Raw genomic sequence first — 14,024 nt, 5'->3', positions numbered from 1 at the left:
ATTGAGTAAGAGAAGAATTGTTATTGGAGTCACAGGGGCGTCTGGAACAATATATGCAATTGATTTAATTAAAAAGTTGAAACAAATCAATAATATTGAAACACATGTTATTTTGAGTCCGTGGGCCAAGCAAAATTTGAAAATTGAAACTGATATGTCTTTGAATGATATAAAATCTCTGTCTGATTTTTATTATAGTAGCGGTGATTTAGGCGCTAGGATAGCAAGTGGTTCATTTTTAACTGATGGCATGGTAATAGTGCCTGCTAGTATGAAAACCGTTGCCAGCATTGCCGTTGGACTTGGTGACAATCTTATTTCTCGTGCTGCTGATGTTACTTTAAAGGAACAACGTAAATTGATCATGGTTCCTAGAGAAACGCCTTTGAATACGATTCATTTAGAAAATATGACTAAATTATCGAAAATGGGCGTACAAATGATTCCTCCTATCCCAGCATTTTACAATCATCCGAAAACTATTCAAGATCTAGTTGATCATCAGACAATGAAATTAATGGATGCATTGCGTATTGAAAACGACTCTAAAGGACGTTGGGAGGGGATTTAATGCCAGAATTTCAAGTCACTAAAGAAGATTACACTATGACAGCAAAAGTCTTAATCGTTGGTATAGATCTGTTCATTGTGGTAACTGGCGGTGATAATCCTCATATCGGCACAGTGACTACTTTAAGTAGTCAGACTGATATTCAAACCATTCGTTATCCTAGCCACGACGGCAGGTTTCATAAGGACGACATTTTAGCCTATCGGATTGCTAAGATAATCAAAAGTGATCTACCTGGAAGTTGTACGATAACTTCTGGAGTTCATGTAAATCATATTTCAAAAAAACAAATTATGGTTTCTAGTTCGATGGCTGTTGATTTAGGTCAGCAGATTTTGAAATGGCTCAAATCATACAAATTTAATGCAACTGACCCCATTTACTATAGTGATAATGAAAATCCTAAATAGAAAAAGAGCGTAACACAAGGGTTTACTCGGTTTCTGAGTGCCTTATGTCATGCTCTTTATTTTTTTATATTGTTTTCATAAAATTCCCAAAATTTTGATGCAACGTCATTTTTTGACATTAAGGGCCAAGTTACTGGTTCTTTGTCTCTTTGGATTACAGTTATTTCGTTAGTGTCAGTGTTAAATCCTGAACCAGCCTTTGAAACGTCATTTGCTAGGATCATATCAACGTTTTTCTCGTATAATTTCTTTTGTGCGTAGGGAATCAAGTTTTCTGTTTCAGCAGCGAATCCTACAACAAATTGATTAGTTTTTTGCCTAGATATTTCTTTCAAGATATCAGGATTTTTTTGTAATTTAATTGTATATAGATCTTGATCATTATTTTTCTTGATTTTTTGATCTGCTTTGTGGATAGGTCTGAAATCAGAAACAGCTGCGGCCATTACCAATACGTCATTTATAGCAAAAACTTCTTCAAGTTTCTTTTGCATTTCAATGGCAGTGGAAACGTGCACTTCTTCAATATTGGGGGAACTGATAGGATCATGCACGGTACTGATCAAAGTAACATGAGCACCCATATCGGCAGCAACATTAGCTAATGCAATTCCCATTTTTCCTGATGATCTGTTACCAATAAAGCGGACGGGGTCAATGGCTTCTTGTGTTCCACCGGCGGTAATAACGACATTTGTTCCGGCTAAGACAGGTTTAGTGAAAGTCTTATAAATTTCAACCATGATATTTGTTAATTCAGGTAAACGTCCCTTACCAGTTTCACCTTCGGCTAAAAAGCCTGAATCTGGCTCAACAACGGTAATATCCATCAAATCTAGTGTCCGAAGATTTTTTTGAACGGCTGGATTTTCCCACATAGTAGTGTTCATAGCTGGGAAGACGATTTTGGGCGCATCAGTGGCTAATAAAGTCGTTGTTGCCAGATCGTCAGCTATTCCGTTAGCAATTTTGGCAATGATGTTAGCAGTTGCTGGTAAAATAATTGCTAAATCAGTCCAACGTGCAAGTTTGATATGCGGGATGAAGTCATCTTGACTAGATTGAGCTAAAAAATTATTCGTCAGAACTGGTCTTTGACTTAATGTAGAAAAAGTTAATGGAGTGACAAATTTTTGTGCAGCATCTGTCATGACCACTTGGACTTCGGCTTTTGCCTTAATTAACTCACGGACAACACCGAGTGCTTTGTAAACGGCAATACCTCCCGAAACGTAAAGAGTTACATGTTTATCCTTTAACATATTTTCACCTCAAAAAAATTCTATCTTCTATTATACATGTTTTACCGTATGATAGAATTTTTAGTAATGGGGGAATCGTATGTATACTTCAACTATCGTTATAATTATTACCATTTTACTGTTCATGCTAGGTAATGAGTGGTTACTAGAAATATTTCAAAGTTTTGGTTTGAATTTTTGGGCCAGTGAGATTTTCATTGCCGTTATCATACTGATTATTATCTTTTTGATTTACAAATTTGTATTAAAGAAAATTTTTTCTAAAAAATGATCTATGATTTAGCTGTATCAGGATCAAATTGAAATCCACCGCTATATGGGGCCTTGTCAATTGCAACCATTTCTTCATTTGTTAGCTCAAAATTAAAATCATCAAGATTATCTTGCATATGATCAATGTTTGTTGATTTTGTTAAAGGTATAATTTCTTTTTGAATTAACCAACGAAGAATAACTTGTGAAGGCTTTTTTTCGTATTTTTGTGCAATTTTATTAACAGTAGGATCTTTTAAGACATCACTGCCAGGTCCGCCAAAAGGACTCCAGGCCTCAACTTGAATGTTTTGACTGTGTGAATATTCTGCCGCCTTTGTTTGAGCAAATCCAGGATGATATTCAATTTGGTTAAGCATTGGTTTTATTTCACTATCCTCAATTAGAGCCTTTAAATGATGATCTAAAAAGTTAGAAACTCCGATGGCCTTAATTTTACCTGACTTATATAGATCTTCTAAAGCTCGCCAAGTATCAGCGTTTAATTCTCGCCAATCATTATGCCATTTAGCATTAGCAGGCCAATGAATTAAATAAATATCAATATAGTCTAATCCTAGTTTTTTTAGTGATTCGTTAAATGCAGCAGTTGTCTTTTTATAGCCACGATTAGTGTGCCAAGCTTTAGTACTAACCAAAATATCTTCACGCTTTAAATTATTTTCAACCATTGCTTCTCTGATACCTTTACCAACACTTATTTCATTGCCGTAAATTTCTGCTGTGTCAATTAAATGGTAACCACTCTTGATGGCATCTTTTACTGCAGAAACGGTTTCTTTTCCATCAGGAATAATGGTTCCAAAGCCAACTACTGGAATCTTATATCCGTTGTTTAATGTATATTTTGAAGTTTTATTCATCTTTTATTCCACCTTTTTATTCTACTGAAAATTGTTTTGACATATCTAACATATTTTGAAATCCTTTGGCATCTTCAGGAAGATTGAATCCATTACCAGAGTTTAAGGCTTTGATTTGATCCATTTCTTGGTCACTTAATTCAAAATCAAAAATATCTAAGTTTTCTTTTAAACGATTTATATGAACTGTTTTAGGAATTGCTACGATATTTCTTTGTAGTAACCAACGTAGAATTACTTGAGCACTAGATTTCCCATGCTTATTTCCAATATCACTTAACAATGGCAAATCAAAGACGTTATTGTTTCCTGAGGCAAAGGGTGCCCAGGCTTCCATTTGAACATCATAGTCGATCATTGCTTGTTGATCTTCTTCGCGTTGATTGAAGACGTTTGTCTCAATCATATTTACGGCTGGACGAATATCTGTGAAATTGATCAAGTCTACTAATTTTTGTTGCGTAAAGTTATCAACACCAATGGCACGAATTTTCCCAGCTTTATAAGCCTCACTTAAATAACGCCATGCACCATAGTAATCACTTACTGGTTGATGGATTAAATATAAATCTAAATAATCTAAACCTAAGTTATTCAATGAACGCTCAAGTCCTGCTTGTGCACCTTCGTATGAATTATCAGTTAGCCATAATTTTGAAGTTATAAATAGTTCTGAACGATCGACACCACTGCGTTTAATTGCACGTCCAACGGCTTTTTCATTCCCATAAGCAGCCGCAGTATCGATTAAGCGATAACCAAGTTTAATTGCTTGATAAACTGCTTCTTCAGCTTCATTTAGATTGGTGACACGAAATATTCCTAAACCTAGTTTTGGCATTTTAACACCATTATTTAAAGTAACGTATTCCATTTTTAAAGATCTCCTTTTGTTAATTGAAATTTTAAATAGTCGATGGTAGCAATTTGTTTCTCAAGTCTGTGAATGGTGATTAGTTTCTCAGTTCTTTTTCGCTTTAAAAGTTTATTTTTTTGAGTGACCCGCAGTTTACTGGTTTTATCTGAATTTAAATAATCTTCAATTTCTACCAGGTTAAAGCCAATATTGTGTAGCTGAGTAAATATTTGTAATTGAGTTAAGTCACTTTGGGAATAAAACTTATCTTTAGAAAAGTGATTGCGAGATTGCCAAATATCGAAATCATTCAAAACTTGTTCGGTAAGTTGATACTTAGCTTGTAGTTCATCTTCATTCACAAAATTCACCTCGATAAAATAATAGTAAGAATCAATTGATCAACGTTAATCCAAGAAATCGTTGAAACTTCGTTGATCAATATGTGTAGTTTAAATGCTAATGATAAGTATGTAAAATGCTTATATCACATTATAAGAAATTCACATTATGTATATCTTAACTTAAAAATGACTCACACGAAATATTTCGTATGAGTCATTTTTTTCTAACTTATTAAAGATGGAATGGTGAACTTCAATTTTTTTCTTTACGTATAAAGTCAATAAAGGCTTTAGTTGCTTCTGAATGTGGTTGTTGACCACGCCAAGCTAAAACGGAATTTAATTCTAGCTTTGGTTCTAATGGAATATATTTTAAGTCGTCAAAATGTTGACCTGTTTTTAAACAAATTACTACACCATGATTTTGTTGTGCCAGCATTGCTGCACTGTATAAAAGATTATAGCGAGCTTTATTTTCCATTTGAATGGCGTATTTACCAGACCAATTGCCGAGCTCGTTTTGAACTATTCGATCAGAAATTGTAATTACTTTGGTACCGACTAAATCACCAGGACGAATCGCGTCAAATTCAGAAAATTTGGATTTTTTATGCGCCAAGATACCCCATTCTTCCTTACTATTCATATGTACAAAATCGTATTTACCGATTTCCACTGGTTCAATTAAGAGCCCCATATCTAAAACGCCTTGTTCGATCCATCCTTTAATGTCATTATTATTGCCACTTCTTAAATTAAATTTCACTTTCGGATATAATTCCTGAAATTCATCTAGCAGTTGTGCTAATTCTGCCGTACTATGGAGTTCACCACAGCCAATTTCAATTGTTCCTATCAATTCTTCAGTCGATTGTAGTTCATCACGTGTATGTTCAAAGATATTTACTATATCTTGAGCTCTTTGTCGAAATAAGAGTCCTTCTTTAGTTAAATAAATACTATGATTACTGCGGTGAAATAATTCAACATTTAATTCAGTTTCTAAACCCTTTAGTTGTCGTGATAACGTTGGCTGTGTCAGATTTAATAAGGATGCAGCTTTAGTGATATTTTCTTCACGAGCGGTAATTAAAAAATAATTTAAAACACGAATATCCATTTTCTCACCAGTCCACTAATTATTTATTTACTATTAAAGTTTAACATACAATAATTGCATAACTGGTCACTTGAAATAAGCATTTTCAAATGTAACTAACCTCTATTAGACTAGCCAATGAAAGTAATTAATTTTTTAAATAAGGAGAAGATAAATGAAAATTGCTGTTATTGGAGCTTTTGGAAAAACAGGTAGAGCTGTAATCAATGAGGCCCAGAGTAGAGGACATCAAATTTTGGCGATTGCCCATAAGGATCATGCAGAAATAGAATTAAAAGCCGACAAACTATTGATCAAAGATATTATGGACCTGACAACAGATGATTTAAAAGAGGTCGATGCCATAGTAGACGCAATCAGTGCCTGGACTCCGGAAACATTTTACGTTCATACTGATGGAATATCTCATATTATGAATATTTTGAAAGGTACAAATATTCGTTATCTAAAAGTTGGTGGTGCTGGGACACTGTTCATCAATTCAGAACATACAAAAATGTTAAAAGATCGGACAAATTATCCGGATGACTGGATGCCGCTTGCTGATGCTTTAGTTGAAAGCCTTAGTCGTTTACGTTCGTATTCAAACATTCGTTGGACATATATGACACCTGCTTTTAATTATGATCCAAAAGGAACCCGAACTGGTAAATATCAAATTGATGGCGAGGAGTATCATGCTCAAGATGATAGTAAACACTATATCAGCTATGCAGACTACGCCGTAGGGATGTTGGATATTATTGAAAAAGGAACTTATGAACGTCAAAGAATTACGCTTGTTAATGAAAAATAGTATTTATAAGAGCTGAGAATGTTAATAAAATACTCAGCTTTCGAGAATTAAATCAAATAAGTCCGGTAATCTGATTTTTAGATTACCGGGCTTTTTTGTGAAAAATCGGTTGATGGTGACTCTTTTTTGTAACCAAGAAGTGTAAAATTGAAAATGATAGATATATTTCCACCAAAGGAGTAGTGAGAAGATGGAAAACACAAATTTTAGTAGTGCTGATCACACGAAACTATCTAAAGAAATTGCCCAAGAGGGGATGGTTTTACTACAAAATAACCATCATGTGCTACCTCTAAAGACTAAAGTAGTTGCAGTGTATGGAAGTGGTGCCTTTGCAACAGTAAAGGGCGGAACTGGTTCTGGTAATGTTAACCAAGAGACTACTTCGATCGTTGAAGGATTGGAAAAATCAGGTTTTACTGTTACAACTAAATCTTGGCTCAATCGTTTTCAAAGATTTTATCAAGCAAAAGAAACTGAATACAATAAAGACACTAATATATTATCGCCAGCTTTCAGTATTGATGACCCCGAGATTCACGACTTTAAAGAAGGTACCGTAGGTATTTATGTAATATCACGTACTTCTGGTGAAGGGTACGATCGAAAGAATGAACCCGGTGATTTTCAATTATCTGAGAATGAATTTTCTAACATTAAACGCTTGAGTGAATATTATGAAAATAGCATCTTGTTATTGAATATTGGCGGAGTAATTGATACTAGTTTTGTGGATCAATGTCCATTACTAGATAGTATTTTATTAATTTCTCAACCTGGAATGACAGCTGGAGATGCAGTGACAGAAATATTAGATGGAACAAAAACTCCTTCTGGAAAATTATCTGATACCTGGACTGATTATCAAGAATATCCGGCAATTGATAATTTTGGAGTTAGGAATCCTGAATATTCTGAAGGAATTTATGTTGGTTATAGATATTTTGATAGTTTTAATATTAAACCAAGATATGAATTTGGATATGGACTAAGCTATGCCGAATTTGACATAAAAGTTAATAAAATATCAGTAAATGAAGAGCACATTTCTATTAAGTTAGAAGTAAAAAATGAGAGCGATAAATTCCAAGGGCAGGAAGTAGTTCAAGCATATATTTCCAATCCTCAATCCGATATACCTACTCCTTATCAAGTTCTACGAGCATATTCTAAAACTAAAGTATTAAAACCGCATGAAGTGCAACAGTTACAATTTGATATTAAGACAGAAGATCTAGTTATTTATGACGAAAAAAATGCTGCTTTTGTTTTGACACCGGGCGTTTATTCAGTAAGAGTCGGTAATAGTTCTCGTAATACTAAAGTTGTTGCTGAAATAAAATTAGACCGAAAGACTATTATTAAAACGGTTGAACACAAAATGTGTCCGCAAGTTGATCCAACTAAGCTTATAAAAAATAATGTTGAATTGTCTAGAACATTCAATGTACCTTTATTCTTGTTAAAATCTGAAAACTTTCGTCAAGCTGATCAAGTTCAATATCAAGATAAATCAGATGTTACGACATATGTAGTCGACGATAGAAAACTACCGGGTAAATACTTTAATGAAGAAGTTATTTCCAGAGATAAAATAGAAAATTTAAATTTGATCGATGTATATAATAAAAGAATTTCTTTAGAAACATTTGTAGCCAACTTGTCTGATAAAGAACTGGTAGATATAGTCGAAGGAGATTTAGGCCAAGATAATGATAGCATTATTGGCAATGCATCTAGCCTTGTAAAAGGAGCGGCCGGGCAGACGGTTAGTAATGTGCAGCGTGGCATTCCAGCAACTGTTAGTGCCGATGGCCCTGCTGGATTAAGATTAGATTCAAGTTATAAAAATACTGCTTGGCCGATCGGAACTTTAGTGGCACAAACTTGGAATCGATCTCTTATTGAAAAGATGGGTATAGCGATAGGTGAAGAAATGAAGCACTGCAAAGTTACATTCTGGCTGGCTCCAGGGATGAATATTCATCGTAATCCGTTAGGCGGCCGTAATTTTGAATACTTTTCAGAAGATCCATTTCTATCTGGAACGATTGCTGCTGCCGAGACTAAAGGTGTGCAAAGTCATGCTGGTTTAGGTGTCACGATTAAACATTTCTTAGGTAATAATCAAGAAAGTTTTCGTAATATTGGCAATAGTTTAATTGGTGAGCAAGCTTTAAGAGAAATTTATTTGAAGAATTTTGAAATTGCCATCAAAGAAGAACAGCCATTAGCAATAATGTCATCTTACAATATGGTCAATAATTATTATTCAGGAGCAAACTTTGAAGCCTTAACTAATGTTTTGCGCGATGAATGGGGATTTCAAGGATTGGTCATGACTGACTGGTTCAGTGTGGCTGATCCTAAAGAAAGTATGCATGCTGGTAATGATTTAATTATGCCCGGTAATTCTAAAGACACATTATTTGCGGCGGTTTCAAATCTTAAACCTGAATTTAATTCTGATGGAAGTATTGCTACTAAAAAGGTTCTTAATTCTGCTTTGATGAAAATAGAAACAATTAATCTCTTAAATGACTTTATCCCAGATAATGATGGGGATGTTTTAGTAAGAGTTAAAATTTCATCTGATCAGTTGGATGAAAAAATTAAAGAGTCGTTTTATAACGGGAGCGTTCAAATATTGGATAAAGATCATATTTTACTTCAGGGAAAGTGGAAAGATAACAACGATCTTAATTTAGGTGATCTGCAAAAGTCTGCGATCCATATTCTTAAAGTTATTATGAAAACAGATAAATTTAAATTACAAATGAATAAAAAAAAGGAACAAGACTAATCTACGTCTTGTTCCTTTTTACCATCTAGAATAACTGAGCGAAGCTCGTTTAAATCAATATCATATAGATCCGCTAGGACAAATAATAATGCCCCATCCATAGTTCTAGTTTTGTTAGTTTCTAATGCACTTAGAACAGAAGTTGATGTTGATAAATTATAATCGTGTTTAGCAGCATAAACTACCTGTTGTAAGGTCATTTCCTTAAAGAATCTCTTTGTTCTTAAATATTTTCCAATTGTTACCATACAACCAACATTGCCTCCATCTTCTATACATGTTGTTTTACCATAAAAATGTGACTTTTTTTTGAAAAACAACATGGAATTTGCAATATATTTAAGGTATCACAATTTTCCCTCTGTACAACGACATGGACTGAACTGTCGATAAATTGTAATATACAATATTAATGTACAATTGTGCAAATAAAAAACGTCTCATATGAGACGTTTGCTAAATTAATAACGATTTAATAATTCTACGTATGCATCAATGATGCTTTGTAGGAATCCAATAGTCTTATCTGAAACTTTACCGTTTTCATCAAGAATATTTGTTACATTACCAAGATAAGCTTCTGGTTGTTGAAGAGTTGGCATATTTAAGAATACCAATGATTGACGTAAGATGTGGTTTGCACCAAATCCACTGATAGCACCAGGTGAAACGCTGACAATGGCAGCTGGCTTGTTCTCCCAAGCATTTTCTCCATATGGACGTGAACCTACATCAATAGCGTTCTTTAGTCCACCAGGGATCGAACGATTGTATTCTGGTGTTACAAATAATACACCGCTGGCATCTTTAAGTTTATTTCTGAATTCTGTGTAGCTGTCCGGAACGTTTTCAGGTGTATCAATATCCTCACTATAAAGTGGCAAATCACCAATTTCTACAAATTCTGGTTCATATTCACTTGGGAATAATCCTACCAAGTTGTTGGCAATTTGACGTGAGAATGAACCCTTACGTAAACTACCGACGATAACAGCAATTTTCTTTGACATATTAAATTCCTCCATTCCTTATATATATCCAACTTAGCATAAATAAAATTATTGAACAAATGATTGTTCTCGCAAGACATTATTTTTTTACGTAAATTTAATATATGTTTAAAATTAATAGCCAATTGTTTAATTTATCAATTTTGCTAAAAATTATATGAATAATCTGACGTATATTACACAACTGTTACAGAATTGACTTGAGATAGAAATTTTTTATTCTCTACGTAATATGTTTGAAATATTCATCTTGTATAGTTTCCTCTGGTGATTAAGAAAAAACGGGGGGATTAGTTGATTAAGCAAACTAAAATTAAAGCATTACTTCTAGCAGGAATACTGTTGATGGCAGGTACAGGATATTCAGTTAATGCATATGCTGCAACTCAAAATAACAGTGAACAAGTAACAAGTAATGTAGGGGATTTTAATGGCACATTGTCAGGTTTAGCTGATAATGATGATAATGCTAAAAAACTAAATGAGAAAATCTCTGTATCAGGTGATAAAGAATTTATTCCTGGTATTGAATATAGTGAGAAAGACCACCAGATGGAACATGTCGATCTCACACCAGAACCAAAGGCAGAACCAGTAGTGAATCAAGTAGAAAGTGTGACTAACGTTACACAAAATACAACAGAAACAACTCAACCTGCTCAAACGACTCAGAATGTAGGAACTTTTAAAATAAGTTTTTACGATCCAGCAGTATTAGGATCTAATATGGGTTACGGCGGCGTGGCAACTAACTTGGGGGTTATTCCACGCGGTACACGTTTGAAAATTACCACTGCACAAGGTGATGTTTGGTATCGAACTGTTAACGATACAGGAACATTTGCCGCATCGAATCCATACCAAATCGATGTTGCAATGCCAAATAATATGATTCCTTCATACGGAATAACAAGTGCAACAGTTGAGATCGTTTAAAAAAAATAATCACATCAAAAAGATCAGGGGAATATTTTCTCTTGGTCTTTTTTGGTAACTATTGATATTTGTTGTAAAATATCAGCGAAAGGGCGTGTTGCTGAATGAAAACATATGGCTTTGTTAATAATGATCTAGATAGTTTGACAGAATTTATCAAAGATACACCTGAACCAACCGGACAAGATGTATTAGTTAAGATTGCTGGAGTTTCTATCAATCCAGTTGATATTGCTACTCGAAAAAAAATAGCCGGTCAATTAACCGATCCTAAAGTAGTTGGTTTTGACGGTTATGGGAAAATTGTTAAAAAAGGGTCAGATGCTAATAAATTTCAAATTGGTGATACAGTCTTTTTTGCAGGAGATTATTCAAGAGATGGTAGTTATCAAGAATTTGAACTGATCGATCAAAGATTAATAGCTAAAGCACCAAAAACAGTATCTATTGAAGATAGCGTTTCTATGCCGCTGATTACTTTGACCGCTAGTGAATTACTATATGAAAAGTTAAAGATTGATCCTAAAGCAGATAATTCCCAAAAAACAGTGCTGATAATCAATGGTGCTGGGGGAGTAGGTTCAATTGCCGTCCAATTGGCTCATTTAGCCGGTCTAAGAGTTATTGCTACCGCAACTGGTGAGAAGGTAGAATGGATCAAAAAACTTGGCGCAGATCAAGTTATTGACCATCATCATGACCTGATCAAGCAAATGCATGATCTAAAGATAAAAAATGTCGATTATATCCTAGGTTTAAGTGATAACGATCCGCACTGGAATGAAATTACTGAATTAATTAAACCATTCGGTACTTTTGCTACGATCACAAACCTAAGAGAGTCTAGTGTGGCAGATTTAAAGAATAAGTCTGTTAACTTCAATTGGGAATGGATGTTCACTAAGGCATTTTATAATCTCGATTCAATGTCTACTCAAGGCGATTATCTAGAAAAATTGGCTAACGACCTAGATTCAGGGGTTATAAAGTCAACTACTACAAAGATAATTCGAGGATTTGATCTTGAGTCTTTAAAAGCGGCTACGAAAATAGTTGAAGCGGGTCACATGAAAGGTAAAGTTGTCGTTATTGCCTAATTTTTGTAACAAAAAAGGATTCGTGATTTACGTTTTGTAAATTTCGAATCCTTTTCTAAATCTTATTTAAATCAAATTATAATGCTTTAGACCATTTCTAATACCACCGGCAGTATTTGCCGAAGTAACATAACTGGCAGAATTTTTGATTTCCTCAGTTCCATTTTCCATAGCTATACTATAATCTGCTGATTTGATCATCTCTAAATCGTTTGGACCATCTCCGAAAGCATAGACAGGTTTGTCATCTAGTTGCATGTTATTGATAAGGTTTTTTATACCACTCATTTTAGTGATACCTTTTTTAACAACATCAATAGAGTAAGTACCTGTTTTATAAAATTTCAACTCTGGATATTGAACTTGATAGCGATCCTCTTTTTCTGGAGAAACGACCACGATCATTGGGACTTTCACTTTTTTATAAAAATCTGCGTCAACCTTAGGCAATGGTAAATGTACCATTTGATAGAAATCTTCCACGACATCAGTTTTACGATTGATCGATGTTGATGTGTATGAATGCATACCGATAACATCATCAAATTCATTCGCCGTATCGATGACTTGTTCTATTAATTCAGGTTCAAGAATATTTTCATAAATAATTTCCTGTTCTGATTGGACAAGTGCGCCATTTAAAGTAATATTAGTATCAATACCAGTTGCCTCTGAGATTTCTACGATCTCATCAGGTGCACGACCTGTACAGATAACTGGAAGATAGTTATTTTCTCGTAGTTGATGAATTGCATTTGCTACATCAGGATCAACTTTCGAGTGTTCGTTTAATAAAGTGCCGTCAAGATCAAAAAATACTGTGCCTTGATAGTTCTTATTCAAAAAATCACCAACCTCAATTTATTTTGTATACTATGCTTATAGTAACAAGTTTTATCTGTTTGAGGTAGTGCTAACTATATGGAGTGTAATATAAATGAAAATATTAATGATAGAAGATAATAAATCTGTTTCGGAAATGATGAGCATGTTTTTCCAAAAAGAGAATTGGGATGCTAGTTTTGCTTATGATGGTAACGAAGCTGTCGATATGTTTAATGAACATGCCGATGATTGGGATATGATCACCTTGGACCTTAATTTGCCTGGTAAAGACGGTATGGAAGTTGCCAAGGAGATCCGCAAGGTCTCAAAGACAGTTCCAATTATTATGCTGACAGCTAGAGATACTGAAAGTGATCAAGTTTTAGGATTGGAATTTGGTGCCGATGATTACGTTACTAAACCATTTAGTCCCATTACTTTGATTGCTAGAATGAAGGCCATTCATAGAAGAAATGAAAATATTGCCGAAGAAGTTGCCAAAACAAATAATGATAAATCGTCAGATGAAACTAGTGAAGGTTTTGATATTAATACTGGTTATTTCAAACTCAACTCAAGTACCCGTGAAGCCTTTTTAGGTGGTAAAGAGATTCCTGACTTAACTCCAAAGGAGTTTGATTTGTTGAAGACTCTTTCAAGTAAACCTAAACAAGTTTTCTCAAGAGAACAATTGTTGGAACAAGTTTGGGATTATGATTATTTTGGCGAGGAACGTACTGTTGATGCTCATATAAAAAAATTACGTCAAAAAATTGAAAAAGTCGGTCCTCAAGTAATAGAAACTGTTTGGGGAGTTGGATATAAATTTGATGACTCTGGAGTCAAGGCTGATTAAAA

General features: G+C 34.2%; 16 protein-coding genes. 8 read left to right on the top strand and 8 right to left on the bottom strand.

Annotation, left to right across the window (positions count from 1 at the left end; translation table 11 throughout):
• Position 1 precedes the first annotated feature (1 nt).
• Positions 2-571 carry a UbiX family flavin prenyltransferase gene (locus EKM77_RS03495; RefSeq protein ID WP_125592651.1) on the top strand — a complete coding sequence of 190 codons (570 nt, stop codon included), beginning with the start codon at positions 2-4 and terminating at the stop codon, positions 569-571.
• Positions 571-981 carry a prenylated flavin chaperone LpdD gene (lpdD, locus tag EKM77_RS03490; protein WP_125592650.1) on the top strand — a complete coding sequence of 137 codons (411 nt, stop codon included), beginning with the start codon at positions 571-573 and terminating at the stop codon, positions 979-981. Before EKM77_RS03495 ends, lpdD begins: the two co-directional genes overlap by 1 nt.
• Positions 982-1,037: 56 nt before the next feature.
• Here lpdD and coaBC read toward each other — a convergent pair whose 3' ends face one another.
• A complete protein-coding gene (gene coaBC, locus EKM77_RS03485) occupies positions 1,038-2,243 on the bottom strand; it encodes a bifunctional phosphopantothenoylcysteine decarboxylase/phosphopantothenate--cysteine ligase CoaBC (protein WP_125592649.1) in 1,206 nt (401 codons plus the stop codon).
• A 79-nt stretch (positions 2,244-2,322) separates the two neighbouring features.
• On the opposite strand from coaBC, the gene EKM77_RS03480 reads away from it, so the two are divergent.
• Positions 2,323-2,514, top strand: coding sequence for a hypothetical protein (locus EKM77_RS03480; protein ID WP_125592648.1), 192 nt, complete (start codon positions 2,323-2,325; stop codon positions 2,512-2,514).
• Between the two features lies 1 nt (position 2,515).
• Here EKM77_RS03480 and EKM77_RS03475 read toward each other — a convergent pair whose 3' ends face one another.
• The 4 genes from EKM77_RS03475 to EKM77_RS03460 form a co-directional block, all read right to left on the bottom strand.
• Positions 2,516-3,379 carry an aldo/keto reductase gene (locus tag EKM77_RS03475; RefSeq protein ID WP_125592647.1) on the bottom strand — a complete coding sequence of 288 codons (864 nt, stop codon included), beginning with the start codon at positions 3,377-3,379 and terminating at the stop codon, positions 2,516-2,518.
• 16 nt (positions 3,380-3,395) lie between these two features.
• On the bottom strand, positions 3,396-4,253 hold the full coding sequence (locus EKM77_RS03470) for an aldo/keto reductase (RefSeq protein WP_125592646.1): 858 nt from the start codon (positions 4,251-4,253) through the stop codon (positions 3,396-3,398).
• Between the two features lie 2 nt (positions 4,254-4,255).
• A complete protein-coding gene (locus tag EKM77_RS03465; protein WP_125592645.1) occupies positions 4,256-4,597 on the bottom strand; it encodes a MerR family transcriptional regulator in 342 nt (113 codons plus the stop codon).
• Positions 4,598-4,832: 235 nt separating this feature from the next.
• Complete coding sequence (locus EKM77_RS03460) at positions 4,833-5,699, bottom strand: LysR family transcriptional regulator (protein WP_125592644.1); 867 nt, start codon at positions 5,697-5,699, stop codon at positions 4,833-4,835.
• Positions 5,700-5,853: 154 nt separating this feature from the next.
• Between EKM77_RS03460 and EKM77_RS03455 the strand changes: the two genes are divergently transcribed.
• Both EKM77_RS03455 and EKM77_RS03450 read left to right on the top strand, forming a co-directional pair.
• Positions 5,854-6,495 carry an NAD(P)-dependent oxidoreductase gene (locus tag EKM77_RS03455; RefSeq protein WP_125592643.1) on the top strand — a complete coding sequence of 214 codons (642 nt, stop codon included), beginning with the start codon at positions 5,854-5,856 and terminating at the stop codon, positions 6,493-6,495.
• 190 nt (positions 6,496-6,685) lie between these two features.
• Entirely contained in the window at positions 6,686-9,298 is a 2,613-nt protein-coding gene (locus EKM77_RS03450) for a glycoside hydrolase family 3 protein (RefSeq protein ID WP_125592642.1), read from the top strand.
• On the opposite strand, the gene EKM77_RS03445 is transcribed toward EKM77_RS03450, so the two are convergent.
• Together EKM77_RS03445 and EKM77_RS03440 are read right to left on the bottom strand one after the other, a co-directional pair.
• Positions 9,295-9,546, bottom strand: a complete 252-nt coding sequence (locus EKM77_RS03445; protein ID WP_125592641.1) for a RodZ family helix-turn-helix domain-containing protein — start codon at positions 9,544-9,546, stop codon at positions 9,295-9,297. The two genes, EKM77_RS03450 and EKM77_RS03445, sit on opposite strands and share 4 nt — an antisense overlap.
• A gap of 213 nt (positions 9,547-9,759) precedes the next feature.
• Positions 9,760-10,308, bottom strand: coding sequence for an NADPH-dependent FMN reductase (locus tag EKM77_RS03440; protein WP_125592640.1), 549 nt, complete (start codon positions 10,306-10,308; stop codon positions 9,760-9,762).
• A 294-nt stretch (positions 10,309-10,602) separates the two neighbouring features.
• Between EKM77_RS03440 and EKM77_RS11025 the strand changes: the two genes are divergently transcribed.
• Positions 10,603-11,244, top strand: a complete 642-nt coding sequence (locus tag EKM77_RS11025) for a hypothetical protein (protein WP_225425173.1) — start codon at positions 10,603-10,605, stop codon at positions 11,242-11,244.
• Between the two features lie 104 nt (positions 11,245-11,348).
• Complete coding sequence (locus EKM77_RS03430) at positions 11,349-12,341, top strand: zinc-binding alcohol dehydrogenase family protein (RefSeq protein ID WP_125592639.1); 993 nt, start codon at positions 11,349-11,351, stop codon at positions 12,339-12,341.
• 66 nt (positions 12,342-12,407) lie between these two features.
• Here EKM77_RS03430 and EKM77_RS03425 read toward each other — a convergent pair whose 3' ends face one another.
• The gene (locus tag EKM77_RS03425; protein ID WP_125592638.1) at positions 12,408-13,184 is read right to left on the bottom strand and encodes a Cof-type HAD-IIB family hydrolase; all 777 of its coding nucleotides are present in this window, start codon (positions 13,182-13,184) and stop codon (positions 12,408-12,410) included.
• A 94-nt stretch (positions 13,185-13,278) separates the two neighbouring features.
• Here EKM77_RS03425 and EKM77_RS03420 point away from each other — a divergent pair, with 94 nt between their 5' ends.
• A complete protein-coding gene (locus tag EKM77_RS03420) occupies positions 13,279-14,022 on the top strand; it encodes a response regulator transcription factor (protein WP_125592637.1) in 744 nt (247 codons plus the stop codon).
• The last annotated feature ends 2 nt before the right edge of the window (positions 14,023-14,024 follow it).

This window comes from Companilactobacillus baiquanensis, assembly GCF_003946605.1.
In the GTDB taxonomy this organism is placed as follows: domain Bacteria; phylum Bacillota; class Bacilli; order Lactobacillales; family Lactobacillaceae; genus Companilactobacillus; species Companilactobacillus baiquanensis.
Note: the sequence above shows the minus strand (reverse complement) of the source record. Positions and strands in the feature narration are given on the sequence as shown.

What these genes read in the sequence shown, in the direction of transcription:
- lpdD (WP_125592650.1), top strand. Translation starts at nt 571, where the DNA reads ATGCCAGAATTTCAAGTCACTAAAGAAGATTACACTATGACAGCAAAA.
- coaBC (WP_125592649.1), bottom strand. Translation starts at nt 2,243, where the DNA reads ATGTTAAAGGATAAACATGTAACTCTTTACGTTTCGGGAGGTATTGCC.
- EKM77_RS03480 (WP_125592648.1), top strand. Translation starts at nt 2,323, where the DNA reads ATGTATACTTCAACTATCGTTATAATTATTACCATTTTACTGTTCATG.
- EKM77_RS03475 (WP_125592647.1), bottom strand. Translation starts at nt 3,379, where the DNA reads ATGAATAAAACTTCAAAATATACATTAAACAACGGATATAAGATTCCA.
- EKM77_RS03470 (WP_125592646.1), bottom strand. Translation starts at nt 4,253, where the DNA reads ATGGAATACGTTACTTTAAATAATGGTGTTAAAATGCCAAAACTAGGT.
- EKM77_RS03460 (WP_125592644.1), bottom strand. Translation starts at nt 5,699, where the DNA reads ATGGATATTCGTGTTTTAAATTATTTTTTAATTACCGCTCGTGAAGAA.
- EKM77_RS03455 (WP_125592643.1), top strand. Translation starts at nt 5,854, where the DNA reads ATGAAAATTGCTGTTATTGGAGCTTTTGGAAAAACAGGTAGAGCTGTA.
- EKM77_RS03450 (WP_125592642.1), top strand. Translation starts at nt 6,686, where the DNA reads ATGGAAAACACAAATTTTAGTAGTGCTGATCACACGAAACTATCTAAA.
- EKM77_RS03445 (WP_125592641.1), bottom strand. Translation starts at nt 9,546, where the DNA reads ATGGTAACAATTGGAAAATATTTAAGAACAAAGAGATTCTTTAAGGAA.
- EKM77_RS03440 (WP_125592640.1), bottom strand. Translation starts at nt 10,308, where the DNA reads ATGTCAAAGAAAATTGCTGTTATCGTCGGTAGTTTACGTAAGGGTTCA.
- EKM77_RS03430 (WP_125592639.1), top strand. Translation starts at nt 11,349, where the DNA reads ATGAAAACATATGGCTTTGTTAATAATGATCTAGATAGTTTGACAGAA.
- EKM77_RS03420 (WP_125592637.1), top strand. Translation starts at nt 13,279, where the DNA reads ATGAAAATATTAATGATAGAAGATAATAAATCTGTTTCGGAAATGATG.